This window comes from Lentzea albidocapillata (genome assembly GCF_000719115.1).
GTDB classification, from domain to species: Bacteria; Actinomycetota; Actinomycetes; order Mycobacteriales; family Pseudonocardiaceae; genus Lentzea; species Lentzea albidocapillata.
This window is the reverse complement of the sequence record NZ_JOEA01000005.1, coordinates 193,263-218,125: the sequence shown is the minus strand read 5'-3', so window position 1 is coordinate 218,125 and position 24,863 is coordinate 193,263. Positions and strand designations below refer to the sequence as shown.

23 protein-coding genes are annotated in these 24,863 nt (G+C 69.1%); 10 read left to right on the top strand and 13 right to left on the bottom strand.

Going from position 1 to position 24,863, the window contains the following annotated elements; all coding sequences use genetic code 11:
- Positions 1 to 16: 16 nt before the first annotated feature.
- Together IG04_RS0107980 and IG04_RS0107975 are read right to left on the bottom strand one after the other, a co-directional pair.
- On the bottom strand, positions 17 to 397 hold the full coding sequence (locus IG04_RS0107980; RefSeq protein WP_051769211.1) for a hypothetical protein: 381 nt from the start codon (positions 395 to 397) through the stop codon (positions 17 to 19).
- A gap of 424 nt (positions 398 to 821) precedes the next feature.
- Positions 822 to 1,583, bottom strand: coding sequence for an ESX secretion-associated protein EspG (locus IG04_RS0107975; protein ID WP_030475907.1), 762 nt, complete (start codon positions 1,581 to 1,583; stop codon positions 822 to 824).
- Between the two features lie 379 nt (positions 1,584 to 1,962).
- Between IG04_RS0107975 and IG04_RS0107970 the strand changes: the two genes are divergently transcribed.
- Positions 1,963 to 3,540: an MFS transporter gene (locus IG04_RS0107970; RefSeq protein ID WP_030475906.1), complete on the top strand. Its 1,578-nt coding sequence runs from the start codon at positions 1,963 to 1,965 to the stop codon at positions 3,538 to 3,540.
- A gap of 65 nt (positions 3,541 to 3,605) precedes the next feature.
- Here IG04_RS0107970 and IG04_RS0107965 read toward each other — a convergent pair whose 3' ends face one another.
- Positions 3,606 to 4,550 (bottom strand): LysR family transcriptional regulator, encoded by a 945-nt coding sequence (locus tag IG04_RS0107965; protein WP_030475905.1) that lies wholly within the window; start codon positions 4,548 to 4,550, stop codon positions 3,606 to 3,608.
- Positions 4,551 to 4,658: 108 nt separating this feature from the next.
- On the opposite strand from IG04_RS0107965, the gene IG04_RS0107960 reads away from it, so the two are divergent.
- Entirely contained in the window at positions 4,659 to 6,035 is a 1,377-nt protein-coding gene (locus IG04_RS0107960; RefSeq protein WP_030475904.1) for an aminopeptidase P family protein, read from the top strand.
- On the opposite strand, the gene glpK (IG04_RS0107955) is transcribed toward IG04_RS0107960, so the two are convergent.
- Positions 6,032 to 7,525: a glycerol kinase GlpK gene (gene glpK, locus IG04_RS0107955; protein WP_030475903.1), complete on the bottom strand. Its 1,494-nt coding sequence runs from the start codon at positions 7,523 to 7,525 to the stop codon at positions 6,032 to 6,034. The two genes, IG04_RS0107960 and glpK (IG04_RS0107955), sit on opposite strands and share 4 nt — an antisense overlap.
- Before the next feature lie 25 nt (positions 7,526 to 7,550).
- Positions 7,551 to 8,315, bottom strand: coding sequence for an IclR family transcriptional regulator (locus IG04_RS0107950; RefSeq protein ID WP_030475902.1), 765 nt, complete (start codon positions 8,313 to 8,315; stop codon positions 7,551 to 7,553).
- A gap of 243 nt (positions 8,316 to 8,558) precedes the next feature.
- Here IG04_RS0107950 and IG04_RS0107945 point away from each other — a divergent pair, with 243 nt between their 5' ends.
- Genes IG04_RS0107945 through IG04_RS0107925 form a run of 5 tightly spaced genes read left to right on the top strand, consistent with a single transcriptional unit; the run spans position 8,559 to position 13,788 of the window.
- Complete coding sequence (locus tag IG04_RS0107945) at positions 8,559 to 9,314, top strand: MIP/aquaporin family protein (RefSeq protein WP_030475901.1); 756 nt, start codon at positions 8,559 to 8,561, stop codon at positions 9,312 to 9,314.
- 31 nt (positions 9,315 to 9,345) lie between these two features.
- On the top strand, positions 9,346 to 10,863 hold the full coding sequence (gene glpK / locus IG04_RS0107940) for a glycerol kinase GlpK (RefSeq protein ID WP_030475900.1): 1,518 nt from the start codon (positions 9,346 to 9,348) through the stop codon (positions 10,861 to 10,863).
- Between the two features lie 25 nt (positions 10,864 to 10,888).
- The gene (locus IG04_RS0107935; RefSeq protein ID WP_051769208.1) at positions 10,889 to 12,499 is read left to right on the top strand and encodes a glycerol-3-phosphate dehydrogenase/oxidase; all 1,611 of its coding nucleotides are present in this window, start codon (positions 10,889 to 10,891) and stop codon (positions 12,497 to 12,499) included.
- Between the two features lies 1 nt (position 12,500).
- Entirely contained in the window at positions 12,501 to 12,797 is a 297-nt protein-coding gene (locus IG04_RS0107930) for a hypothetical protein (RefSeq protein WP_030475898.1), read from the top strand.
- A 58-nt stretch (positions 12,798 to 12,855) separates the two neighbouring features.
- Positions 12,856 to 13,788: a glycoside hydrolase family 6 protein gene (locus IG04_RS0107925; RefSeq protein ID WP_030475897.1), complete on the top strand. Its 933-nt coding sequence runs from the start codon at positions 12,856 to 12,858 to the stop codon at positions 13,786 to 13,788.
- Here IG04_RS0107925 and IG04_RS0107920 read toward each other — a convergent pair.
- From IG04_RS0107920 to IG04_RS0107910, 3 genes are all read right to left on the bottom strand, one after another.
- A complete protein-coding gene (locus IG04_RS0107920) occupies positions 13,782 to 14,591 on the bottom strand; it encodes a helix-turn-helix domain-containing protein (RefSeq protein ID WP_159460411.1) in 810 nt (269 codons plus the stop codon). The genes IG04_RS0107925 and IG04_RS0107920 overlap by 7 nt on opposite strands.
- 66 nt (positions 14,592 to 14,657) lie before the next feature.
- The gene (locus tag IG04_RS0107915) at positions 14,658 to 15,059 is read right to left on the bottom strand and encodes an SsgA family sporulation/cell division regulator (protein ID WP_030475895.1); all 402 of its coding nucleotides are present in this window, start codon (positions 15,057 to 15,059) and stop codon (positions 14,658 to 14,660) included.
- A 307-nt stretch (positions 15,060 to 15,366) separates the two neighbouring features.
- Positions 15,367 to 16,308, bottom strand: coding sequence for a pirin family protein (locus IG04_RS0107910; protein WP_030475894.1), 942 nt, complete (start codon positions 16,306 to 16,308; stop codon positions 15,367 to 15,369).
- Positions 16,309 to 16,522: 214 nt separating this feature from the next.
- Here IG04_RS0107910 and IG04_RS0107905 point away from each other — a divergent pair, with 214 nt between their 5' ends.
- From IG04_RS0107905 to IG04_RS0107895, 3 genes are all read left to right on the top strand, one after another.
- Positions 16,523 to 17,302 (top strand): ion transporter, encoded by a 780-nt coding sequence (locus tag IG04_RS0107905; RefSeq protein WP_030475893.1) that lies wholly within the window; start codon positions 16,523 to 16,525, stop codon positions 17,300 to 17,302.
- 263 nt (positions 17,303 to 17,565) lie between these two features.
- Positions 17,566 to 18,420, top strand: coding sequence for a geranyl diphosphate 2-C-methyltransferase (locus IG04_RS0107900; protein WP_030475892.1), 855 nt, complete (start codon positions 17,566 to 17,568; stop codon positions 18,418 to 18,420).
- Positions 18,420 to 19,484 carry a family 2 encapsulin nanocompartment cargo protein terpene cyclase gene (locus IG04_RS0107895; protein ID WP_030475891.1) on the top strand — a complete coding sequence of 355 codons (1,065 nt, stop codon included), beginning with the start codon at positions 18,420 to 18,422 and terminating at the stop codon, positions 19,482 to 19,484. The genes IG04_RS0107900 and IG04_RS0107895 overlap by 1 nt, the downstream gene beginning before the upstream one ends.
- On the opposite strand, the gene IG04_RS0107890 is transcribed toward IG04_RS0107895, so the two are convergent.
- The 5 genes from IG04_RS0107890 to IG04_RS0107870 are packed head-to-tail and all read right to left on the bottom strand — an operon-like array spanning position 19,475 to position 24,858.
- On the bottom strand, positions 19,475 to 20,365 hold the full coding sequence (locus tag IG04_RS0107890) for an alpha/beta hydrolase (protein ID WP_030475890.1): 891 nt from the start codon (positions 20,363 to 20,365) through the stop codon (positions 19,475 to 19,477). The two genes, IG04_RS0107895 and IG04_RS0107890, sit on opposite strands and share 10 nt — an antisense overlap.
- Positions 20,362 to 21,180: a carbohydrate ABC transporter permease gene (locus tag IG04_RS0107885; protein WP_030475889.1), complete on the bottom strand. Its 819-nt coding sequence runs from the start codon at positions 21,178 to 21,180 to the stop codon at positions 20,362 to 20,364. The genes IG04_RS0107890 and IG04_RS0107885 overlap by 4 nt, the downstream gene beginning before the upstream one ends.
- Complete coding sequence (locus IG04_RS0107880) at positions 21,170 to 22,057, bottom strand: carbohydrate ABC transporter permease (RefSeq protein ID WP_245815857.1); 888 nt, start codon at positions 22,055 to 22,057, stop codon at positions 21,170 to 21,172. The genes IG04_RS0107885 and IG04_RS0107880 overlap by 11 nt, the downstream gene beginning before the upstream one ends.
- The gene (locus IG04_RS0107875) at positions 22,054 to 23,247 is read right to left on the bottom strand and encodes an ABC transporter substrate-binding protein (protein WP_030475887.1); all 1,194 of its coding nucleotides are present in this window, start codon (positions 23,245 to 23,247) and stop codon (positions 22,054 to 22,056) included. The genes IG04_RS0107880 and IG04_RS0107875 overlap by 4 nt, the downstream gene beginning before the upstream one ends.
- A gap of 15 nt (positions 23,248 to 23,262) precedes the next feature.
- Positions 23,263 to 24,858, bottom strand: a complete 1,596-nt coding sequence (locus IG04_RS0107870; protein WP_036014072.1) for an FAD-dependent oxidoreductase — start codon at positions 24,856 to 24,858, stop codon at positions 23,263 to 23,265.
- Between the last annotated feature and the right edge of the window lie 5 nt (positions 24,859 to 24,863).

Sequence of the window (24,863 nt, the reverse complement as noted above, 5' to 3'; positions counted from 1 at the left end):
TCAGCTGGCCACGAGATCAGCTGTTACCCATGTGCTTCTTCAGTTCGGCCTGCTGGTCCTCGTCGAGCTTGGTGAAGTTGCCGATCGCCTCGACGATCGAGTTCTTCGTCTGCTCCAGAACCGTGCGGTACGCGGTCATGACGCTGACGAACGAGTACTGCTCACCCTCGGCACGATGGGTGAACTTGTCGCGCATCTTGTCGCCGACCGGGTTCGCACCGAGCGGCGCCGGGCGGGCGATGCTCGTGTTGGCGCGTTCGATCCAGGAGTCGACCTGGTCGATCTGGGCCTGGAACTGCTTGCGTAGTTCCTCGCCCGCGTCCGGGTCGATCTGCACCTGACCCGAGCTGACGGTGTCCCCGAGCGGGACAGCGTCTTTGTCACCGACGATGTACATGCGGGCAGTATCGGGTGTCTTTTGGTGCAACGCTCACTTTGCGGCGTGCGAGTTACCAATTGAGACCCATCTTCACAATGCGTTGCCACGGACCGAAACGGGCCACGGGCGGGTGAACATGGAGTAACGGGCGTGATCGTTTGCGCTGGTTGTGGGAGCGCTCTCCGGGTACTGCCCGTTCGGGCTCTCGATCTCTGTTCACATCCCTGGAACGGCCCTTGACCTGGGGTCACTGTGACCCAAATCACAGGGGCCATTCACTGGGATTTAGGGCTCTCTTGAGGTCCGTCACCAGCTGGTTCGGCGTTCACCGGATCGGCTGAATCCTTGGGTGGACACAAGAAGACGGGCGCACCCCGGAGAGTACGCCCGTCTTGCCCGTTTTGGATCATTGTTGTGCGCTGCGACGCACCGCGTTTCACCTTCAGGCCAGCACCGCGTCGATCCGCGTCGCGATCCGGTCGTTGTCGGTGGGCGACAGGCTGAGCCAGCCGTCGGAGCGGACCATCAGGTAACGGCCCTGGTGGGTGTCGAACCAGTTGATCACGACGTCGGCGCGGTGCCGCCCGTGCGTGACGCCGAACTGGCCACCCGCGACCCGGTTCTGCGCCAGCTCGTCCATCTGGCGCGCGTCCTGCGCGGACAGCCCGGCCTTCAGCAACGCCTCGCGGTCGTCCAGTTCCTCGTCGGCCGCGCCCCACGGGTCCTCGGAGTCCTCCTCCTGCTCGGCCTCCTGCAGTGCGACCGCCTGCTGCAATGTCTCCAGCCGCACGGACAGCGCGCTGCCGGGGCCGGCGACACCCTCGGGCAGCACCCGGACGATCTCGCGGGCGAGCGCCGTGGCCCTGATCTGCGAGAGGCCGACGTTGTCGCCGTCGATGACGGCGAGAACGGCCTGGTCTCCGCTGGACGCGGCCAGCGCCCGCACCGTCCGGTCGAGCCCGGCGACGGCGTCCACGGACACCTCGTGGTCGCCGAGCACCTGCAGCAGGTCCTCCAGCCGCACGTCGTCGGCGATGCCGCGCCGGCGCAGGCCGGCGATCGTCCTGTCCTGCAGGGCCTTGACGTCCTGCTCGGTCGCTCCTTCGCTGGGCACGTCGAGCGGGTACGGCATTCTGCCGAGCCGCAGCGTCTGCCACAGCACCTCGAACTCGCGGGTCGACAGCAAGTACTCGGGCGTGATCACGAGTGCTCGGAACCTTTCTGCTCTGCCTGCTTTGCGCGCAGTATCAAGCAGAATTGGGGCAACGGTTCACCATTGAGCGATTACGTACCCGGTTGAGACGAATGTTCACAATCTGTCGTGGTCCGGGGAATCGGGCAGATTCCGGGCGAACGCCGGCAGGGTGAACGCTTGTTTTCCCAGGTTCCGAGAGCACTTTCAGGACGTGAACAGGGCGGACCCGCGCCGCCCGGTCACGCGTCCGCGGCGGCCGGATCCGCGGTGGCCCTGTGACCCAAATCACTCACGAGTAAGGCGTGGTGCTCTCGGTAGTTTCAGTGTTGACCAAAAGGAGTGGTCGCGGCATTCGGCAAGCGGCACCCGCGGATGTGAAGATCGGCGAGTGACCGTCTCCACGTGGGCACCCTTGCGCCGCAACGCGTTCCGCGCGCTGTGGCTCGCCCAGTTCGCCTCCAACATCGGCACGTGGGCGCAGACCGTCGGCGCCCAGTGGCTCATGGGCGACCTCGGTGGCACCGCCCTGCAGGTGGCGCTCGTCCAGACCGCCACGACGCTGCCGGTGTTCCTGCTCGTGGTGCCGTTCGGTGCGCTGGGCGACATCCTCGACCGCCGCCAGGTGCTGATCTCCGGCCAGGTGTTGATGCTGGCAGGCGCGGGCGGGCTGATGCTGCTCGCGGGCACCGGCAGGGCCACGCCGGTGAGCCTGCTCGGGTTGCTCTCGCTGATGGCGATCGGGCAGGCGTTGTCGATGCCGTCGTTCCAGGCGATCCAGCCGGAACTGGTGTCGCGCGAGGAGATTCCGCAGGCCGCGCTGCTCAACGGCGTCAACATGAACGTCGGGCGCGCGATCGGGCCCGCGCTCGGCGGGTTGCTGATCGCGCTGGCGGGACCGGAGGCGACGTTCGCGTTCAACACGGTCAGCTTCTTCGGAGTGCTGATCGTGCTCACGCGGTGGAAGCGGCCGTCGGACCACCGGCCGCTCGGCGCGGAGCACATCACGACCGCGATGCGGACGGGCGCGCGGTACGTGGCCAGTTCGCCGCTGTTCCGGCGCGTGCTCACGCGGCTGACGTTGTTCATCGTGTTCGGCAGCGGGTTGTGGGCGCTGCTGCCGGCGATCGCGCGCGGCCCGTTGCGACTCGACGCCAGCGGGTACGGCGTGCTGCTCGGCAGCGTCGGGGCGGGGGCGATCGGCGGCGCGTTCGTGGTGCCGAAACTGTTGCAGCGCATGAGCAAGAACCGGATGGTCCTGTTCGCGACGTTCGTCTACGCGGGAGCGACGAGCACGGCGGTGCTGACGCAGAGCTTCGCGCTGGTGATCGTGGCGATGTTGCTGACGGGGGCCTGCTGGATCGCCACGCTGTCGACGTTCAACGCCACCGCGCAGGTCCTGCTGCCCGCGTGGACACGGGCGCGGGCGCTGGCCTACTACCAGCTGATCCTCATGGGCGGACAGGCGCTGGGCGCGGTGGTGTGGGGTGCCATCGCGGACGCGTACAGCCTCAAGGTCGCCATGATCGTGCCCGCGGTGGCGATGGTCGTGCTGGCGCTCGCGGCGACCAGGTGGCTGCCGCTGAACGACCGGCCGCTCGACATCAGCCCGGCCACGTACTGGGAGGCGCCGCCGGAGATCACCGACACCGCCGCCGGTCCCGTGCTGGTCACGGTGGAGTGGCCCGTGGCGCCGGAGAACGAGGACGCGTTCATCGACGCCATGCAGCGCGTCGGCCGGGCCCGCAGGCGCACCGGGGCGACGATGTGGGGCTTGTTCCGGGACACCGAGCAGCCCGGGACGTTCCTGGAGACCTTCACCGTGGCGACGTGGCAGGAGCACCTGCGCCAGCACGTCGAACGCGGCACCGTCGTGGACCAGCAGAACCAGGACACGGCTCGCGCGCTGGCCAAGGGACCCGCGCACGTGCGGCACCTGCTGTTCGCCGAACCGACGAAGCCGGACTAGTCAGGAAAGTCGTGGGTGCTTCCATAGCAGCGCGCTATGCGGTGGATCGAATCCGTGAACTGACGTCAGCCGGCTGAGGTGAGGGCCGCGCCCCGTTCCTCCCACCAGGGCCGGAACACCGGGCTGGCCAGCGCCTGATCCGAATAGGCACCGAGCACCTCGGCGAACACGCGGCTGGCCTGGCTCCAGGTCAGCCGCTCCCGACGCCACGCGAACACCAGCCGCATCCGCATCGGCGCCCCCGCCAGCGGTCGCACCGCCACGCCCGGACCGCCCTGCGACGTCGGTTCGACCAGCTGTACCGCCTTGCCCGCCGCGATCAGCTGCCGGCCCGCGCCGCTCGGCATCTCGAACCGGATCCGCGGCACGAACCCCACCGCCCGGCACGCCGCGCGCAGCGCCGTCAGCGAGCCGTCCTCGGCACCCGGCGGCCCCACCCACGACTCCCCGGCCAGGTCGGCGAGCTCCACCTCGCGCTGGGAAGCAAGGCGATGAGCGGCGGGAATGGCGATGTACACCGGCACCCACGGCACGACGATCCGCTGCGCCACCCCGCGGGGCAGCCCCAGATCGGCATCCTCGTCCACGGCGATGACCGCCGCGTCGAGGTGACCGTTCGCCAGCGCCAGCGCCAGGCCCGTCGAGGACGGATCGACCACGAGTGTGATGTCGGGGAGCACTTCCTCCAGCCGTGTGTACAGCGGGGCGACGCACTCCATGTGCACCGAGCCGAGACGGGACGGTCCGTCTCGCTGGGTCATGTCCGAACCGAACGCGTCCAGCTCGACCAGCAGCAACCGGGCCCGTTGCAGCATCTGGGCGCCCAGCGCCGTGGGTTCGGCGCCGGCGCGGCCGCGGTCGAAGAGCCTGCCGCCGACCAGGCGTTCCACCCGTTGCAGCAGGGTGGTGAGCGAGGGCTGGGAGATGCCGAGCTGCGTGGCCGCGCGCGACAGGCTGCCCGCGTCGCCGATGGCGCAGACCGCCCGCAGGTGCCGGATCTCCAGTTCCATAGCCTGAGGCTATCCCCGATCCGGATTGGCGAGACCCCTCCGGCAGGAGGAAGGGTGGCAGGAAGGACCACTCTGAGAGGACGCGAATTGGCTCGGACACGCCGCGACATGGCGAAACTGGTGGATGCGGACGGTTTCCGCACGTACATCCGCGACGGCTGGGGTGAATGGGACAGCTCCGTCGACCTGCCCCAGGGCACTGCCGAGGCGGCCGCGGCTCACCGCGCCAGGCTCGTGCAGGCGCTGCCCGGCAAGCGGATCACGCTGGCGGCCGGGCGCGCGCACGTCAGGTCCAACGACACGTTCCACGAGTTCCGCGCCGACAGCGACTTCGTGTGGCTGACCGGCTGCCAGGTCGAGGGCGCCGTGCTGGTGCTGACCGACGACGACGCCACGCTGTTCGTGCCGGTCCCGAGCGAGACCCACAGCGTCGACTTCTTCGGTGACGCCGACCGCAGCCCGTTCTGGATCGGCGCCGCCGCCGGACCGAAGGAGTGGGGCCAGGCGCTCGGCATCACGGCCCGGCCGCTGGAGGACCTCGCGAACGCCCTGCGCGGACGCCACCCGGAGACGCTCGTCGCCAAGGGCGTCGACCCGCTGCTCGACGCGCTGACCGGCTCGCACAGCGACGAGCTGCGCACCGTGCTCGCCGAGCTGCGCCGGATCAAGGACGACTGGGAGATCGACCAGCTCCGCCAGGCCGTCGACGCGTCGGTCAAGGGCTTCGCCGACGTCGCCATGGAGCTCGGCCAGGCCGTGCGCGGCGGGGGAGAGCGCTGGCTGCAGGGCACGTTCGACCGCCGCGCCCGCACCGAGGGCAAGGGCCCCGGCTACACCTCGATCGTCGCCGCCGGCCCGCACGCCCCGGTCCTGCACTGGACGCGCTGCGACGGCCGCGTGAACGACGCCGACCTGCTGCTGCTCGACGCCGGCGTCGAGATGAACTCCCTCTACACCGCTGACGTCACCCGCACGTTCCCGGTCAGCGGCGAGTTCAGCGCGCCGCAGCGCCAGGTGTACGACCTCGTGCTGAAGTCGCACGTCGCCGCGCTCGCGGAGGTCCGGCCGGGCAACGACTACAGCGCGTTCCACCACACGGCGATGCGCGTGCTCGCCGAGGGCCTGCACGACTGGGGTCTGCTGCCGGTCAGCGTCGACAAGGCGCTCGACCCGTCCGGCCAGCACCACCGCCGCTACATCGTCTGCGGCACCGGGCACTTTCTCGGCCTCGACGTGCACGACTGCGCCGACGCCCGCCAGGAGACCTACCAGCAGGGCATCCTGGAACGCGGCATGGCGCTCACGGTCGAGCCCGGCCTGTACTTCCACCCGAACGACGAGACGCTGCCGCCGGAGCTGCGCGGCATCGGCGTGCGCATCGAGGACGACCTGGTCGTCACGTCGTCCGGCGCGGACGTCCTGTCCGACGCGCTGCCGATCGAGACCGACGACGTCGCCGCGTGGGTGCGCAAACAGCGTTCCTAACTGGACGGAGTGGAGCGGGCCCACGCGAACGTGAGTTCCACGGCCCGCTTCCAGTTCGCGTACTCGTCCTCGCGGTGGCGGGCGTCCATCGCCGGGTTCCACCGCGCGGCCAGGTGCCAGTTCCTGCGCAACCCCTCCAGGTCCGGCCAGTACCCGGCGGCCAGGCCCGCGGCGTACGCGGCGCCCAGTGACACGGTCTCCGCCACCAGCGGCCGCATCACCGGGATGTCCAGCACGTCGGCGATGAACTGCATCAGGAGGTGGTCGGCGGTCATCCCGCCGTCCACCTTCAACACCGGCGTCGGCACGCCGAGATCGGCGTTCATCGCGTCGACGACCTCGCGCGTCTGCCAGCCCGTCGCCTCCAGTACGGCCCGTGCCAGGTGGCCCTTGTTGATGTACGACGTCAGCCCGACGACGAGCCCGCGCGCCTGCGAGAGCCAGTGCGGCGCGAAGAGGCCCGAGAACGCCGGCACGATGTAGCAGCCGCCGTTGTCCTTCACCGTGCGCGCCAGGGTCTCGATCTCCGGTGCGGAGTGGATCAGCCCGAGGTTGTCGCGGAACCACTGCACCAGCGACCCGGCGACGGCGATCGAGCCCTCCAGCGCGTACGTCGGTTCACCGCCGATCTGGTAGCCGATCGTCGTCAGCAGCCCGTGCTTCGACCGCACCAGCTCGGTGCCGGTGTTCATCAGCAGGAACCCGCCGGTGCCGTACGTGCCCTTGATCGACCCCTTCTCGAAACAGGTCTGCCCGAAGAGAGCCGCGTGCTGGTCACCCAGGGCCGCGGTGATCGGGATGCCCGGCACCACCCGCGTGGTCATGCCGTGGATCTCGGACGACGGGCGGATCTCCGGCAGCATCGAGGACGGCACGCCGAAGAACTCCAGCAGCATCGGATCCCATTGCCGCGTCGAGAGGTTCATCAGCATCGTCCGAGACGCGTTGGTCACGTCCGTGACGTGCAGGCCGCCGCTGACGCCGCCGGTGAGGTTCCAGATCAGCCAGGTGTCCATGGTGCCGAACAGGACGTCGCCGCGGTCGGCCTTCGCGCGCAGCCCGGCCACGTTGTCGAGCATCCACCGCAGCGACGGCGCCGAGAAGTACGTCGCGAGCGGCAGGCCGCAGCGGTCGCGGACCTCCTCGATGCCCTGCTTCTTCCCGAGCTCGGTGACGAGGTCCTCGGTCCGGATGTCCTCCCAGACGATCGCGCGTCCGATCGGGACACCCGTGTGCCGGTCCCACAGCACGAACGTCTCGCGCTGGTTCGTGATGCCCATCGCGACGACCTGGTCGGCGCTGATCCCCGCCTGCCGCAACGCCTGCGGCACGATCCGGTCGACGTTGCGCCAGATCTCCACGGCGTCCTGCTCGACCCAGCCCGGCCGCGGGTGGTACTGCCGGTGCTCGCGCTGGGCGACCGCGACGAGGCGGGCGTTCTGGTCGAACACGATGCAGCGCGTCGACGTCGTGCCCTGGTCGATCGCCATTACGAACCGTTGCACGGCGAGCCTTTCAGTTCTCGTCGACAAGCGAAGTGGTGACGGATTCCGCGGCCTGCACGACCTGACGCACCAGCGTCGCACGCGGACGTCCCGTGGAGTCGCACAGCCGGTCCGCCGCGCCGGAGATGCCGATCGCGCCGATCACCAGGCCGCCGGGGATCCGGATCGGCGCGGCGATGCTGGCCTCACCCGGCATGTACTCCTCGGCCTCGCCGGCCCAGCCCTGCCCGCGCACCTCGGTCAGCACGCGCTCCAGCATCTGGGTGCGCGTGATCGTCCTGCGCGTCAACGACGTGAGCTCCCGCCGGCGTGCGGCCGCCGACAGGTCCGGGTCGTAGGCGAGTAACACCTTGCCCAGCGCTGTGGCGTGCAACGGCAGCATCGCGCCGATGCCGAGTGTTTGCACAGAGTCATCGGGACGGAACACGTGGTGCACGACGAGCACGGCGCCGTCGTGGTGCATGCCGATCCGCACCTCCTGGCCGGACCGCGCGGCGAGCGTGTCAGCCCAGTTGATCGATCGAGAGCGTAGCTCGTTCGCGTCGAGATAGGACGTTCCCAGGTGCAGCAGCGCGGCGCCGAGCCGGTAACGCCCCGTCGTGTGATCCTGCTCGACGAACTCGACCCGTTGCAGCGTACGGAGAATCCCGTGCGCGGTGCCCCGCGCGAGACCGAGCGAGTCGGCTATCTCTGTGAGACCGTGGTGGCCGGAGCCACGCGCCAACAGCCGCAGCACGGCTGCGGCTCGTTCGATCGACTGGATGGGTCCCGGCACGCGAGAAACGTAATTGAGACGACCCGTGTCGGCAATGTCGAACAGCTAACGCAACCGTCACGCCTGGAAACAGGCCCGAAACGCCTTGTCTGCGCGCAGCGTGACCACTCGGTCACACCTTCGGGGGTCGCAGGTGTCGACATTGTCGAAACGTCCCTGTTGAGCCGGCGTGACGTGGGTCATTACGTTCCGCCTCAATCACCACGTGGTGATCAGCCGTTCAAGGACGAATGGGAGGCCAGCGTGGGTCTCGGGACAGTGTTCCTCAGCGAGGTGCTTGGTACGGGCATCTTGCTGTTGCTGGGTGCGGGTGTGGTGGCCAACGTGCTGCTCGCCAAGTCGAAGGGTTTCGACGGCGGCTGGCTGTTGATCAACTTCGGTTGGGGCCTCGGTGTCTTCGCCGGTGTCTACATCGCTTACAAGTCGGGCGCGCACCTCAACCCCGCCGTGACGATCGGCATCCTCACCAGTGGCGCGGACGAGTTCGCACCCGGTGTGCCGGTCGGCGTGGGCTCGACGCTCGTCTACTTCGCCGGTGAGATGCTGGGCGCCTTCCTCGGTGCCGTGCTCGCCTGGCTCGCGTACAAGCCGCACTTCGACGCGACGCCCGACGAGGGCCTCAAGCTCGCGGTGTTCTCCACCGGCCCGGCGATCCGCAGCTACACCTGGAACCTGGTGTGCGAGATCATCGGCACGTTCGTCCTGGTCTTCGTGGTCCTCGCGCTCGGCAAGACGCCGACCCAGCTCGGCCCGCTGGCCGTGGCCATGCTCGTCGTCGGTATCGGTGCCTCGCTCGGTGGTCCCACCGGCTACGCGATCAACCCCGCCCGCGACCTCGGCCCGCGCATCGCGCACGCGCTGCTTCCGTTGTCCTACAAGGGAACCGACGGCGAGGCAGTGGGCAAGAAGGACTCCGACTGGAGCTACTCCTGGGTGCCGGTCGTGGGCCCGATCATCGGCGGCGCGATCGCCGGCGTGATCGCCTCGCTCGCGTTCTGACGTGTTCTGACTCTCCGGAAAGGACTTATCGATGTCGCAGTACGTTCTCGCCGTCGACCAGGGCACGACCAGCACGCGGGCGATCATCTTCGACCACAGCGGCTCCATCGTCGCCGTGGGCCAGAAGGAGCACGAGCAGATCTTCCCGCGGGCCGGCTGGGTCGAGCACAACCCGGTGGAGATCTCCGAGAACACCCGGTTCGTGATCGGCCAGGCGCTCTCCGCCGCCGACCTCAACACCGGTGACCTCGCCGCCGTGGGCATCACCAACCAGCGCGAGACCGCGGTGGTGTGGGACAAGAACACCGGCGAGCCCGTCTACAACGCCATCGTCTGGCAGGACACCCGCACCCAGGCGATCGTCGAGGAGCTCGGTGCCCTCGGCGGCGGTGCCGAGCGCTACAAGGCGAAGGTCGGCCTGCCGCTGGCGACCTACTTCTCCGGCCCCAAGATCCGCTGGATCCTCGACAACGTCGAGGGTGCCCGTGAGCGTGCCGAGGCCGGCGACCTGCTGTTCGGCAACACCGACACGTGGACGCTGTGGAACCTCACCGGCGGCCCGAACGGCGGTGTGCACGCCACGGACGTCACCAACGCGTCGCGGACCATGCTGATGGACCTCGACACGCTGCAGTGGGACGCGGAGATCGCCGCCGACATGGGCATCCCGCTGTCCATGCTGCCGGAGATCCGTTCCTCCTCGGAGGTCTACGGCAACGGCGGTCCCGGCGGCGTGCTCAAGGGCGTGCCGATCGCGGGCATCCTCGGCGACCAGCAGGCGGCGACGTTCGGCCAGGCCTGCTACGAGCCCGGTACCGCCAAGAACACCTACGGCACCGGCAACTTCATGCTGCTCAACACCGGTACCGAGAAGGTCGCCTCGAAGAACGGTCTGCTCACGACCGTCTGCTACAAGATCGGCGACGAGGCTCCCGTCTACGCCCTCGAGGGGTCGATCGCGGTCACCGGTTCGCTGGTGCAGTGGCTGCGCGACAACCTCGGCATCATCGGCTCGGCCGCGGAGATCGAGACGCTGGCCAAGACGGTGGACGACAACGGTGGCGCGTACTTCGTGCCGGCGTTCTCCGGTCTGTTCGCGCCGTACTGGCGGGCGGACGCCCGCGGTGCCGTCGTCGGCCTGACCCGGTTCGTCAACAAGGGTCACCTGGCGCGGGCCGTGCTGGAGGCGACGGCGTTCCAGACCCGCGAGGTGCTGGACGCGATGAACGCCGACTCCGGCGTGCCGCTGACCGAGCTGAAGGTCGACGGCGGCATGGTCGCGAACGAGCTGCTGATGCAGTTCCAGGCGGACGTGCTGGACGTGCCGGTCGTGCGTCCCGTGGTCGCCGAGACGACCGCTCTCGGTGCCGCGTACGCCGCCGGTCTGGCCGTCGGCTACTGGTCGTCGCTCGACGAGCTGCGCGCCAACTGGTCCGAGGACAAGCGCTGGACGCCGGAACTCGACTCCGACGAGCGCGAGCGCGAGTACCGCAACTGGAAGAAGGCCGTGACCAAGTCGTTCGACTGGGTCGACGCCGACGTTCGCTGACTTCTTTCCTTAGGAGCTGAAGAAGTTGTTCGCAAGGCTGGATCCGGCTCGCCGTGCCCGATCGCTCGAAGCGCTGGGCAGCACGGAGTTCGACGTCCTCGTCGTCGGCGGCGGGGTGGTCGGCGCGGGCGCTGCTCTCGACGCGGCGTCGCGCGGCCTCTCCGTCGCCCTGGTCGAGGCCGACGACTGGGCGGCGGGCACGTCGAGCCGGTCCAGCAAGCTCGTCCACGGCGGGCTGCGGTACCTGGAGCAGCTGGAGTTCAAGCTGGTCCGGGAAGCTCTGAAGGAACGCGGGTTGCTGCTGCGCCGGCTCGCACCGCACCTGGTGCGGCCGGTGCCGTTCCTCTTCCCGTTGAAGAAGCAGTGGGAACGCGCCTACGTGGGCGCGGGCGTGCTGTTGTACGACTCGATCGGCGGCGCCGGGGCCGTGCCGATGCACCGGCACCTCTCCCGCCGCAAGATGGCTTCGGTCGGACCGTCCGTGGACTCCTCCGCGTTCGCCGGCGCCATTCGTTACTACGACGCGCAGATGGACGACGCGCGGCTCGTGACGACGTTGGTCCGCACGGCCGCTCAGCACGGTGCGACGGTCGTCTCGCGCGCCCGGGTCACCTCGCTGTTGCGTTCGGAGGGCCGGGTTTCCGGTGCCTCGGTGCGCGACGAGCTCACCGGCGTGACGCACGTGGTGCGGGCCCGGCGGGTGATCAGCGCGACCGGTGTGTGGACCGACTCGCTGAACTCGATGTCGCCCGGCACACCGCCGTTCCACGTGCGGATGTCCAAGGGCGTGCACGTGCTGGTGGAGCGGTCGAAGATCCAGCTCGACGGCGGGCTGATCACACAGACCGAGAAGTCGGTGCTGTTCGTGATCCCCTGGGGCGCCTACTGGATCATCGGCACCACGGACACGCCGTACTCCGGTGCGCCCGAGGACGTGTCGGCCACGGCCGGCGACGTCTCCTACATCCTCGACCACGTCAACGCCGTGCTCCGGACCCCTTTGTCGGTGGACGACGTCGTGGGCACGTACGCGGGCCTGCGGCCGTTGCTCGCCGGAGCGTCGAGCGACACGTCGAAGCTCTCCCGCGAACATGCCGTCGCACAGCCCGAGCCGGGGTTCTTCGTGATCGCGGGCGGCAAGTACACGACCTACCGCGTGATGGCCGCGGACGTGGTGAACGCGGCCGTCGCCGGACTGGGTCGCGGCGTGGCACCTTCCCTGACCGCGCGCCTGCCGTTGTGCGGTGCCGTCGGTTTCCAGGAGCTGTGGGCGGACCGGGCTCGGGTCGCTGCGGAGTCCGGCCTGCCCACGTCCACTGTGGAGCGTCTGCTGCGCCGCTACGGCTCGGCCGTGTCCGACGTGCTGGCGATGATCGCGCAGGACCCGTCGCTGGCCTCGCCCGTGGCGGGCTACCTGGCGGCGGAGATCGTGTACGCCGTGACGCACGAGGGCGCGCTGGGACTGGAGGACGTGCTCGCCCGGCGGACCCGGATCTCGATGGAGCACCTGGACTTCGGTGCGTCGGTCGCCGGTGAGGTCGCCGATCTGATCGCCGGCCCGCTGGGCTGGTCCTCCTCTGAACGTGACGCGGCTGTGGAGACCTATCGGGCTGACACGGAGCTGGCGGCGAGATGAGATGGACAGCGCGGAGCTGATCGAGAGGTTGCGGCGGGAAGGGGGCTTCCGGCTGCTCCCGCTGCTGGGGAACACCGGGCAGGTCGCAGGGGTGCACCTGGCCCGGTTCCTCCCCGGCGGGCAGCTCGACGTGATCCAGGCCTGGGACGAGCGGTGGGCCGTGTGGGCCCGGATGCCGGACTCGCTGGATCCTGCCGCGCCGTTCGCCGGACCTGGGGGTGGTGTCGTGCGGAGCGGACCGTTCGCCAGGGTGGTCGCGCCGTTGCTGCCGCTCCAGGCCGGGCTGCTCGCGCCCTGAGGTGCTGGTTCAACCCGGACTTACCGCCCCTTAGGCGCCCTGCGCGAGGGTCGGAGCCATGATCAGAGCACTCGCGCTGGCCCTGCTGGCCGTCGTCGCCACGGCCCCGGCCGCGCACGCCGCCAGCCCCGTCGGCCTGACTGACGGCTTCTACGTCGACCCCGACTCCAATCCCGCCGTGTGGGTGCGCGACCACGCGGGCGACGGCCGCCAGGCCGCGATCAGGGCGAACATCTCGACCAAGCCGATCGCCCGCTGGTTCGGCGCCTGGAGCGGCGACATCAAGACCGCTGTCAGCGGTTACGTGAACAAGACCGGCACCAAGCTGCCCGTGCTGGTCGCTTACAACATCCCCGGCCGCGACGCGTGCGGTGGCCACTCCGGCGGCGGCGCGGGGACGCCTGAGGCCTATCGGACCTGGATCTCCTCCTTCGCTTCGGCGATCGGCACGCGGCCGGCCGTCGTCGTGATCGAGCCTGACTCGCTGGCGGACTTCGGCTGCATGGACGGCGGCAAGGTCGCCGAGCGCACGGCAATGATCAAGTACGCCACCGAGCAGTTCAGGGCCAAGGCGCCCAACACGTGGGCCTACCTCGACGCGGGCAACGCGCAGTGGGTGCCGGCCGCGACCATGGCCGGCCGCCTGGACTCAGCCGGTGTGCGCAACGTCCGCGGCTTCTCGATCAACGTGTCGAACTACCACACCACCGCGGCCTCGACGGCGTACGGCAACTCGGTCAGCGGTGCGCTGCCCGGCTACACCAAGCCGTACGTGATCGACACCAGCCGCAACGGCAACGGCCACAACGGCGAGTGGTGCAACCCCGGCGGCCGCAAGCTCGGCACGCCCGCCCGCACCGGTGGCGGCGCGGAGATGTTGCTGTGGGTCAAGGTCCCCGGCGACTCGGACGGGCGCTGCGGCAAGGCGCCGGGCGTCGACGCGGGCAAGTTCGACCCGCAGCTCGCGTTCGACCTCGTGTACGGCTACTGAGCCAGGGCACGCAGCGGTGTGGGCCCGCGGTACTCCGCGAGCTTGCGCCGCGTCTGGTTCTCGTCCAGGGCGATCTCGTCGAGCAGGTCGAAGAGCCCGCGGCCGCGTTCGACGGCGGCCTCGCCCTGGGCGAAGACCTTGGCCAGGCCGGATTCCGAGTAGACGAGCGGTGGCGCCTTCTCGAACTCGAACAGCGTGCACGCCGACTGGAACGCCGCTGTGGCCGCCTCTTCCGGCACGACGCGGATGATGGCGGAGTTCGCCAGGAGCCACACGTACTGCTCCTCCATGACCTGCTTGGTGCCGAGCCGCATCCGCAGCGCCAGCTCGTGCAGGTAGAAGACGCACTTGGGGCCGTTGGGGCGGCGCATGACCGCCTGCCTGTCCAGGTCCTCGACGGCCTGCCCGGTCGCGGCCTGCAGGGCGCGCGCGTAGTTCGGCGTCTGCAGGAGGCTGTTCACGGTGAGAACGTCGTAGGCCGTGATGCCGGTAGCCATCGCCTCCGTCATCGCGAGCGTGCGCGTGGTGCCCGGCATCTGCGCGAGGTACGGGTCGAAGGCGTTGTGGTAGCGGCGGAGGAAGTCCTCGAAGTAGTCGATGTCCTTGCCGCAGACCGTGAGGTACTGCGCGAGGTCGATGTCGCTGCCGCGGATCTTGCCGTGCTCGAGGTTGGAGACCTTGCTCGGGTCCCAGCCGAGCTGCAGCGCCATCGCGCGGCCCCTCAAGCCGGTGAACCTCTGCCGGAGGCGGCGCAGTTCGTCGCCCAGATCCCTGCTGTACGCGGTGGAAGTCGTCACTGTCACGACTTCGAACGTATGGGTTGGAATTACTCCATGGTACGGGCTCGTTCGGGTGAAAACGCGCTCGTGCTAGTCGATCAGCTTGCGGAGTTCCGCGTCGAAGTCGACGTAGTCGCTCTCGCAACCGGGGGAGACCACGTCGTAGGTGGAGTTCAGGAACTCCTGCAGTTCGGAGGACCGCACGTGGAACACGGCCTGCGACACGTCGGACCGCAGTTCGAGCACGGCGGTGGTGGAGTTGTGGGGCCGCAGCCGCACGTCACCCGCGCCACTGGTGGTGATCAACCCGTCGGCGAGCAGGTCCCGGCTCACGAGCCACACGGTCTCCTGGCGTCCCATGCGGAACGTCATGGTCACGGCGTGCGGGTCGTCGGCGCGGTAGCCGAGCTCGACGTCGACGGGCAGCGGGCGCCCGGACGGAGCGATGAAGGCGAATGTCGAGTCGGCGCCCACTCGTGTCACGTTCCTCATGCCCCCTTAGACGTCCGGCAGCCTCCGTGGATGCCTCGATCAGGAAAATGGATCGGAACGTAATTTTCAATGGTCCTCGAGTATGACTTTTCACATGCAGTGGCGACCGCCGGGTGAGACGGCGTCGCCCATGTGTTCTGACCAGGCCTTTGACGATATTCGGCCTGGTCGGGTTCGGTCATCTGTGGATGAGGTCACGAGATGAGACGGCCCGAATGCCGGGACGGCGTGAGGTGGGGAACCTTAATTTTAGTTAAAGGTGGAAGTGCTTTCCGTAGTTATTTCGGCACGCAAAGTGATGCCGAGGTCAGGCCGGGTTGCCGCGGGGCCGCAGCCGTCCGCCCGGCAGCGGAGGCGCCGGCAGGCGGGCACCGGGGTAGCCCTCGACCCGGCCGAACCGGTCGGTCTCCGCCTGCCATTCCTCCCGGAACGCCGCGATCTCGTCGTGCGTGCGCCCGACGAAGTTCCACCACATGACGATCTCCTCGCCGAACGGCACGCCGCCCAGCAGCACGACCCGCGCGCCGCCGGCCGAAGAGAGCGTCAGCGTCGAACGACCGGTGCCGACGTAGCCGAGGTCGCCGGGCTCCAGAGCGGTCTCGCCCAGTGCCACGTCGCCGGTGTCGAGCAGGACGCCGTGCTCGAACGACGGCGCCACGTCCAAAGTCAGCGACGCGCCCGCGGACAGCACGATCTCGGCGCCGAGCAACGGTGTGAACGTCCGCACCGGCGATGTCGAACCCGCCAGCGAGCCGAGGAACACGCGCATCGAGGCGCCGTCCGCCACCACCGTCGGCGGGACGTAGTGCTGGAAGTCGCGTGGCGCGTCGCGGTGGGCGTCGGGCAGGGCGAGCCAGAGCTGCACGCCGTGCAGGACCGAGGACGAGGCGGTGGACTGCTCGGAGTGGCAGATGCCGCTGCCGCCGGTCATGAGGTTGAGCTCGCCGGGGCGGACGAACGCGTGCACGCCGAGGCTGTCGCGGTGCTCGATCTCGCCGGTGAACAGCCAGCTGACGGTCTGCAGGCCCGTGTGGGGATGCGGGGCCACGTCCATGGTGACGTCGTCCGGGCCGTAGTGGTCGCAGAAGCACCAGGCGCCGATCAGTGAGCGCTGCTTCTGGGGCAGCGTCCGGCGCACCGACATCGCTCGCGGGCCGCCCAGCGGGACGTCGCGCGGGGTCAGCACCTCCACGCCGCCGGGGGTGGAGGTGCACGTCACTTCTGCGGGCTCGGCCTCGACATTGCTCACGGGGTCGATCGTAGGCTGGCGCGGGGGCAACAGTGGATCTTCGTGGACACATGTCGAGCCGGGGGTACGAGCTCGGCGACGCGCGGTTCGAGACCGGCGGGATCATCACGCCGGTACCGCCGGCAGGCTGGAATTGATCAACACGACCGGGTGATCAGTCGGCGGTCCTGCGTACCGATAGTGCCCTTGTCCCCCCGGCAAGGAGTAGTCAGGCATGGCATTGCGCGCACGCATCGGCGAGGTCGTCGAGAGCACACGGTTCCAGTGGATGATCATTTGCGTGATCGTGGTGAACGCGGCCGCTCTGGGAGCCGAGACCTCACCTTCGGTCGTCGCGAAGCACGGTGCCCTGCTCGGCGTCATCGACCACCTGGCGCTCGCCGTCTTCGTCGCCGAGCTCGCCGCCCGGCTCTACGCGTTCGGCTGGCGGTTCTTCCGCGACCCCTGGAACATCTTCGACTTCGTCATCGTGTCGGTGGCGCTGATGCCGGCCGCGGGTCCGCTCAGCGTGCTGCGGTCCCTGCGGATCCTGCGGGCGCTGCGGCTCGTGGCGATGGTGCCCAGCATGCGCAGGGTCGTGAGCGCGCTGGTGAAGTCCGTTCCCGGCCTGATCTCGCTCACCGGGCTGCTGATGCTGCTGCTGTACATCGGTGGCGTGATCGCGAGCAACCTGTTCGGCGACTCCGGCGACCCGCGGTTCGCCGATCTGGGGTCGACGCTGCTGACGCTGTTCCAGATCACCACGGGCGACGGCTGGTCGGACGTCATGCGCGACCTGATGGTGTACCAGCCGCTCGCGTGGATCTTCTTCCTCTGTTACCTGCTGGCCGGCACGTTCACCATGCTCAACCTGTTCATCGCCGTGGTGTGCAGCGCGATGGAGCCGGACGTGCAGCAGTTGCCCGCGCCCCGTTCCGCGTCGCACGACGACCTGCTGCTGCTGGAGGTCCGGGCACTCAGGGACGAAGTGCGAGCACTGCGTCAGAACGCCTGAAACAGGTGATGACGCGTCACGGGCTCGTCCAGTCGGCGTGGAATTCTGGCCCGGTTTGTCATCCGGCCGGGCGGCAGAGAACCCACGAAAGGGGGGATAGCGATGTGCTTGCACAGGTTAGGAGGCCCACCGGAACGCGACATCGGCCTACCCGTTCGTGTCCGAACCAAGCCTGAACGGTGGATCGCCGATTGGTCCATCAGCTGCAAAGGTCAGTTGCTGTTCGGCAGTGAGCGTTCCAACGAACAGGAGCCACTCAGGTCATGGCGAGCCCCACTGTGAAGCCGGTTCTGCGCACCGACTACCAGCGTTCCGTCGCGGAGTACTGGAACAAGGAGAAGGACCCGGTCAACATCAAGCTCGGTGAGGTGGACGGGCTCTACCACCACCACTACGGGCTCGGCCAGTACGACCCGGCGGTGCTGCAGGCGCCCGCCGAGGTGCGCGACCAGGTGATGATCGCCGAGATGCACCGGCTGGAGACCGCACAGGCGGAGGTGCTGCTGGACGCGTTCGGCGACGTTCCCGTCGGCGGCCACCTGATGGACGGCGGCTCCGGGCGTGGTGGCACCAGCTTCATGGCCAACGCGCGGTTCGGTGCCCGGATCGACGGCGTCAGCATCTCCGAGGAACAGGTCGCCTTCGCCAACAACCAGGCCGTCGAGCGCGGAGTCGCCGACCAGGTGCGGTTCCACTTCAAGAACATGCTCGACACCGGCTTCGAGACCGGCTCGTTCAACGGCATCTGGACCAACGAGACCACGATGTACGTGGACCTCCAGCAGCTGTACGGCGAGTTCGCGCGCCTGATCGCGCCCGGCGGCCGGTACGTCTGCATCACCGGCTGCTCCAACGACCTGACCGGGCTGCGGTCGCGGGCCGTCAGCCAGATCGACCAGCACTACATCTGCAACATCCACCCGCGCAGCGAGTACTTCAGGGCGTTGGCGGACAACGGGTTCGTGCCGATCAGCGTGGTCGACCTGACGCCGGAGACCATCCCGTACTGGGAGCTGCGCGCGCAGTCGTCGGTCGCGACCGGCGTGGAGGACCCGTTCCTGACGGCCTACAAGGAAGGCAGCTTCCACTACCTGCTGATCGTGGCGGACCGCATCTGATGAAGGACCTCCTCACCGGGCCGTCCGGGCTGGGCACCTCCGCTGCCCGGCTCGGGCGGCCCGAGGCCGTTCAACCACCGCCCGAACCCGGATATGCCGAACGCCCGTGGGGTGACGGCACCGCGCCACCGCTGTACGTGCCGGTGCCCGAACGCGAGGACGCGCTGCTGGCGGCCGCCGTGGACGAGCGCCTCGTCGCGTGGGCGGAGGAGTGCGGCTTCGAAGAGCCGGAACGGTTCCTCGGCGGCATGTTCGGCCGGCTCGCGGTGCTGACCCACGTCGACACCGACGACGTCGACCAGCTGCTGATCGCGGCGAAGCTGAACGCGGCGTGGTGGGCCGCGGACGACCTGTACGCGGACGACACCGAGATGGGCGCGATCCCGGCCGAACTGCCGCCGCGCCTGGCCCTGGCGATGGCCGCGATGGACCCGGTCGCGCCGGCCGCCGAGTTCACCGTGGACCTGGAGGAAAGGATCGCGTCCGACCCGGTGCTCGTCGGCCTGCGCTCGGGCATCGCGCACCTCACGTCGCGCAGCACGGCCACTGTGGTGCAACGGGTCTGCTACTCGACGTTCGCGATGTTCGTGTCGTGGGGCGCCTACGCGGCCTGGCGGCACACCGGCAACTATCCGCCCGCGTGGCAGTACCTCGCGACCAGGCAGCACGACACCTTCTACACGTCGATGACGCTGATCGACGCCGTCGGGGGCTACGAGCTGCCCGCGCCGCTGTACTACGACCCGCGCGTGCGGCGGCTGCTCACGGACGCGGGCACGGCGTCGGTGATGGTGAACGACCTGGTGTCGGTGGAGAAGGACGCCGCCGACGAGAAGCCGGTCTGCAACATGGTGCTGCAGATCGCCGCGGACCGTGAGTGCTCGATCGCCGAGGCCACCGCACGGACCGTGGAGCTGCACAACCAGCTGGTGCGCGACTTCGAGGCAGGGCACAAGGCGTTGCTCGCGGTGCCGTCGGTGGAGCTGCACCGGTTCCTGAAGGGCACCAAGGCCTGGATGGGTGGCGGCTTCGAATGGCACACCACGCATCCGCGTTACAGGTAGAGCGTCCGCCTGAGCCACGCCATCCGCGTGGCTCGGGCACGGCGCGACAACGCGGCTTCCGGCACGAGCTGGTCGAAGCCGTGACAGCCGCCCGGCCACACGTGCAGCTCCGCGTCACCGCCCGCCTGCCAGATCCGGGACGCGTAGCCGACGGCCTCGTCGCGGAACACGTCCACCGAGCCGACGTCGACGTAGGCCGGCGGCAGGCCGGAGAGATCGGCCGCGCGAGCCGGAGCGGCGAACGGCGACACGTCCGGCCCGCCCCGCGCGTCGCCGAGCAACGCCGTCCAGCCGGTGATGTTCGAGGCGCGCACCCAGGTGGTGCCGTCGAGGAACTGGTGGCTGGACGGGGTTTCACACCTGTCGTCGAGCATCGGGCACATCAGCAGCTGGCCGCGGACGGCCGGACCGCCGAGGTCGCGGGCCATCAGCGTCACCGCCGCCGCCAGCCCGCCGCCCGCGGACGTGCCGGCGACGACCGGGGAGGCGAGACCGTTGCGGGCCATCCACATCAGCGTCCGGTAGCAGTCCCGCACCGGTGCCGGGTGCGGGTGTTCGGGTGCCAGCCGGTACTCGGGGGAGACCAGCGTGACGCCGAGCTGCGAGACCCACTCGGCCAGCACGTGCAGGTCGCTGCGCCGAGTGCCCGCGACCATCCCGCCACCGTGCAGGTGCAGGACGGGAGGGCCTGCGGAACCGGCCGGGCGCAGCACGAGCACGGGCACGCCGTCCGCGTCCTCCTCGGTGAACGTCACCGAGCCGTCCCGCGTCAGCTCGGCATCGGTGACGACCCGGTTCGACGCACGCCTGGCCGCGATCCCGGCCGCGGTCAGCGGTGGCCGGGAGAAGTCCACCGCCGCCGCGATCTCCGGGTCGATCACCCCTTGACGCCCGTGTGCGCGAGGCCCTCGATGAACTGCCGCTGCGCCACCACGAACACCACCAGGATCGGCACGGCCGTCATGGTCGCCGCCGCCAGCTGGACGTTCCACATCGGGCCGCCGTAGATGTCCACGAACTGGGTCAGCGCCTGCGGCAGCGTGAACATGTCCGGTGTGGACAGGTACACGATCGGCTCCAGGTACAGGTTCCACGAGTGCAGGAACGTGAAGATCGCGACCGCGCCCAGTGCGGGCCGGGACAGCGGCAGGGCGATCCGGTAGAAGATCCCGGCGCGGCCCAGGCCGTCCATGCGGGCGGCCTCCTCCAGTTCCGGCGGCAGCGCGATGAAGAACTGGCGCATGATGAAGATCGCCAGCACGCACGGCGCCCCGAAGATCGGCACGATGATCAGCGGCCAGTGCGTGTTCGTCATCCCGAGCGACTGGAACATCTGGAACAACGGGACGATCGTGACCTCGCTCGGGATGAGCAAGCCGGTCAGCACGACCACAAACAGCGCGTTCTGGCCGGGGAACCGGATGCGTGCGAACGCGTAGCCCGCGAGCGCCGCGACGGCCATCGTGCCGGCCGTGACGACCACCGCGATGTAGAGGCTGTTCCAGTACTGCTGCCCGAACGGCTGCATCCTGAACACCGTCTCGTACGTGGAGAACGTCCACTCCGACGGCAGCAGCGACTCGGAGAAGATCTCGCTGATCGGTTTCATCGACGAGGTGACCATCCACCACGTCGGGAACACGAACGGCACGCACAGCAGGCACAGCAACCCGTAGAGGGCGACCTTACGATTCATGGAGCACCCACTTCCGGCGCATCTGCCACTGCAGCAACGTCAGAGCGGCGACGATGACGAACAGCAGCACCGAGATCGTCGCGCCGTAGCCGAAGTGGTGGAACTGGAACGCCTGCTGGTACAGGTAGTAGATCAACACGGTCGTGGACGTGCCCGGCCCGCCCTGGGTGAGCACCGCGATCTGCGCGAACACCTGCAGCGAGCCGACGATCGTGATGATCGACGTGAGCAGGATCGTCGGGCTGATCAACGGGATCGTGATGCTCCGGAACCGCCTCCACGCGCCCGCGCCGTCGATCTTCGCGGCCTCGTACAGCGGGGCCGGAACGCCTTGCAGTGCCGCGAGGAACAGCACCATGTTCAGCCCGACGTTCTTGATCACCTGCACGACGATCACCGACACCATCGCCGTGGTCTCACCTCGCAGCCAGTTCGGGCCGTCGACGCCGAACACGCCGAGCAGCCCGTTCACGCTGCCCTCCGGCTGCAGCATGAGCTGCCAGACCAGCGTCCAGGCCACCAATGACACCAGCACGGGGGAGAAGAACAACGTGCGGAACAGCGTGGTGCCGCGCAGTTTCAGGTTGAGCAGCACCGCGAGCAGCAACGCCAGCGACAGGTTCAGTACCACCAGCCCGGCGGCGAACCAGGCCGTGGCGACGAGCGAGTCGCGCAGCTTCTCGTCGGCGAGAAGCTGTTTGTAGTTCTCGCCGCCGATGAACTCGAACGTCCCGCCGAGCACGTTCCACTCGTTGAGGCTGTACCAGCCGACCATCCCCAGCGGGATGAGCACGAACGCGAGGCTGCCGAGCAGAGCAGGCGCGACGAACAGGTAGCCGACCAGGTTGTCGCGCCTGCGATACGTCCAGAACGTCACTGGCGCTCCAGCAACGGCTTGATCTTCTCGCACACGCCGTCGAGCACCTGGCCGATGTTCGCGTCCGGCTTCCACAACGGGTCGAGTGCCGCGCGGATCGTCTGGTTCAGCTCCTCCTGGCCCTGGTGGCTGGGCTTCACGACGCCCTTGTTGATGCCGTCGATCACGACCGACTGCAGCTGCTCCGGCTTGAGCAGCGGGTTGCTCTTGGCCAGCGTGTCGGCGTTGAGCAGCGACTGGCGGATCGGCGGGAAGAACTGAGCGAGCTTCGCGGAGTTGGCCGCGTTGGTGAAGAAGCCCAGGAAGTCCGCGGCGGCGTCGGCGTTCTTCGACCGCTTCAGCACGCCGACACCGGCCTGGCCGATCACCGCGTAGTCACCCTTCGGGCCCTGCGGCAGCGGCAGCAGCGTCCAGCCGAACTTGGCGTCCTTCAACCCGCCCGCCCGCGAGATCTGGCTGACGGCCATGGCCGCGTTGCCCGCGAAGAAGTCCACGGTCGTGCCGGGGCCGGGGATCGCCTTGTCCGTGAAGATCGCCTTGTGGACGAACGTCATGGCGTCCTTCATCTCCTGGCTGGAGAAGCCGCACGTCCTGCCGTCCTCGCTCCACGCGTTCGCGCCCCAGCCGCGCCAGATCGCCGAGAGCACCGCCCAGTTCTGGTACTTGAAGTCCGGCAGCACGAGGTTCTTGCCGGCCGAGGCCGCGACGGCCTGCTCCCAGGTCTTCGGCAGGTCCTTCACCAGGTCGGTGTTGACGAACAGCCCGAACGGCGAGGTGGAGAACGGGTACGCGTAGAGCTCGCCGTCCTTCTCCCACAGCTTCGTGGCGGACGGCACGAGCTCGTCGGCCTTCTCCACCTTCGCCTTGATCGGGGCGAGCGCGCCGGAGGAGACGAAGTCCGGCGCGGACTCCTCGAGGATCCACGCCAGGTCCGGCGCGTTGCCGCCGGCGATCTGGGTGGTGAGCGTGGTGGTGTAGCCGTCGGCCGGGATCGTGTCGAACTTGATCTCGGTGACGTCCGGGTGCGACGCCTTGTACTCGGACGCGATCTCGTTGAGCAGCTTGAGATGCGCCTCGTTGGCGGTCCACACGGTCATGCGCAGCGACTTGGGGCCGGACTGCGCGGACGAACCGCTGCAGGCGGTGAGCGCCAGCAGTGCGGCGACGATCAGAGCGGTGAGGCGGGACATCGTTGTCTCCCTGGACTAGTAACCGGACACGTCCGGCCAGCGGAGCTCGACCCCGTCGCGTTCCAGCCGGTGCTGGAAGTCCGCGAGCAGGCCGGGGGTGTTGCGCACCGCGCGAGGGGTGACTCGGTGCGCCAGGCAGAAGTCCGCGAGCGCGCCCGCGACCTCTCCGACGTTCCACTCGACCGGGTGCAGCCGATGGGAACCGTTGGTGATGTGGGTGGTGCCGATGTTCTTGCCCGCCGGGAGCAGGTTCTCGACGCGCTGGGGGATGAGCGCGCCGAGCGGGATCTCGAACGGGCAGCTGGCGATGTCGAGGTAGTTGTCGCCGCCGGTGGAGGGGTGCAGGTCGATGCGGTACATGCCGACACCCACGGCGTCGGCGTGCTGCGCGGCGCCCTTGTCGCCGCGCACGGCGAGTGAGAGGTCCTGCTCGACGATCGTGTACTCGGTCCGCATCCGCCGTGACTCGCGGATGTAGGGCGCCTGGGCCAGGCCGTCCGCGCTGCCGGTGACGTCGCCGCGCAGCCGCAGACCGGGGAAGCCGGTGCCGCCGTCCTGCCGCGGTGCCTCGGTCTGCAACCAGTACAGCACCGACTTCGACAGTTCCCGTGCCGCCGCGATGTGCTTGTCCGCGTCCGGCACGTCGATCACCGGCGACTCGAAGTAGTCGATCATCGGCCAGTTGACCAGGCAGATGTCGCTGTCGTAGGCGCCTTCGGTGAAGTTGCGGCGCGCGGCGATGCGGCGGAACGTCCACAGGTTGCCGTCGCCCGCGCTGAGCCGCTGGTCGGAGAGCACCGACAGCGGGTCGTCGTCCGGGTTCGGGGTGAACGTGCGCTCGGCGGTGTTCAGCGTGCGCGGGTCGGGGGAGCGGAACGACAGCATCCGGTCGCCCCAGTAGGCGGGCTGGTACTCGCGCCAGAAGTCGTACCGCCCGGGCCTGTCGATGGTGTGGTCGCCGTCGACGTGGTCGATCGCGAAGCACACCGACATCGCCTGCATGTTCGCCGGCTGGGCGGTCTCGGGCGCGCTGGGCTCCCCGGTGTCCAGAGTGGACTCGAAGCCCGTCACGTACTCGGTGCCGGACAACGGGAGCAGCTCGCCGGTCTCGGTCGCGTCGAGGACGTACGGCGCGGCCAGTTCGACCTCGGTGCCGTTGTGCTCGACGGTGACCGACACGATCCGGTCGCCGTCGGTGCGCGCGGAGATCGGCCGGGCGGGCTGCAGGACCGTGAGCCTGCCGCTGCCCCGGTAGGGGGCCAGCATCTCGTCGATCACGGCGACGGCGACGCGGGGCTCGTGGCAGAGCCGGCTCACGTTGCCCGCGCCGGGGTTGAGCTCGCGCCACGCCCGTGCCTGCGGCGTGAGCGGGTAGTGGCGGCGGTAGTGGTCGCGGATGCCGTCGCGCAGCGCGCGGTACGACGCGGTGACGCCGAAGCGCTCGACCCAGCTGTGCTCGTCCGGCGGCACGGCCTGGCTGGTGAGCTGCCCGCCGAGCCACTCGAACTCCTCGGTGAGCACGACTCGGCGGCCGGCGCGCAGCAGGGCGAGGGCCGCGGCGACCCCGCCCAGCCCGCCGCCTACTACGACGACGTCAGTGTTGTGCGGCAACAGAT

What these genes read in the sequence shown, in the direction of transcription:
- IG04_RS0107980 (WP_051769211.1), bottom strand. Translation starts at nt 397, where the DNA reads ATGTACATCGTCGGTGACAAAGACGCTGTCCCGCTCGGGGACACCGTC.
- IG04_RS0107965 (WP_030475905.1), bottom strand. Translation starts at nt 4,550, where the DNA reads ATGGAACTGGAGATCCGGCACCTGCGGGCGGTCTGCGCCATCGGCGAC.
- IG04_RS0107960 (WP_030475904.1), top strand. Translation starts at nt 4,659, where the DNA reads ATGGCGAAACTGGTGGATGCGGACGGTTTCCGCACGTACATCCGCGAC.
- glpK (WP_030475903.1), bottom strand. Translation starts at nt 7,525, where the DNA reads ATGGCGATCGACCAGGGCACGACGTCGACGCGCTGCATCGTGTTCGAC.
- glpK (WP_030475900.1), top strand. Translation starts at nt 9,346, where the DNA reads ATGTCGCAGTACGTTCTCGCCGTCGACCAGGGCACGACCAGCACGCGG.
- IG04_RS0107930 (WP_030475898.1), top strand. Translation starts at nt 12,501, where the DNA reads ATGGACAGCGCGGAGCTGATCGAGAGGTTGCGGCGGGAAGGGGGCTTC.
- IG04_RS0107925 (WP_030475897.1), top strand. Translation starts at nt 12,856, where the DNA reads ATGATCAGAGCACTCGCGCTGGCCCTGCTGGCCGTCGTCGCCACGGCC.
- IG04_RS0107915 (WP_030475895.1), bottom strand. Translation starts at nt 15,059, where the DNA reads ATGAGGAACGTGACACGAGTGGGCGCCGACTCGACATTCGCCTTCATC.
- IG04_RS0107905 (WP_030475893.1), top strand. Translation starts at nt 16,523, where the DNA reads ATGGCATTGCGCGCACGCATCGGCGAGGTCGTCGAGAGCACACGGTTC.
- IG04_RS0107900 (WP_030475892.1), top strand. Translation starts at nt 17,566, where the DNA reads ATGGCGAGCCCCACTGTGAAGCCGGTTCTGCGCACCGACTACCAGCGT.
- IG04_RS0107895 (WP_030475891.1), top strand. Translation starts at nt 18,420, where the DNA reads ATGAAGGACCTCCTCACCGGGCCGTCCGGGCTGGGCACCTCCGCTGCC.
- IG04_RS0107885 (WP_030475889.1), bottom strand. Translation starts at nt 21,180, where the DNA reads ATGAATCGTAAGGTCGCCCTCTACGGGTTGCTGTGCCTGCTGTGCGTG.
- IG04_RS0107875 (WP_030475887.1), bottom strand. Translation starts at nt 23,247, where the DNA reads ATGTCCCGCCTCACCGCTCTGATCGTCGCCGCACTGCTGGCGCTCACC.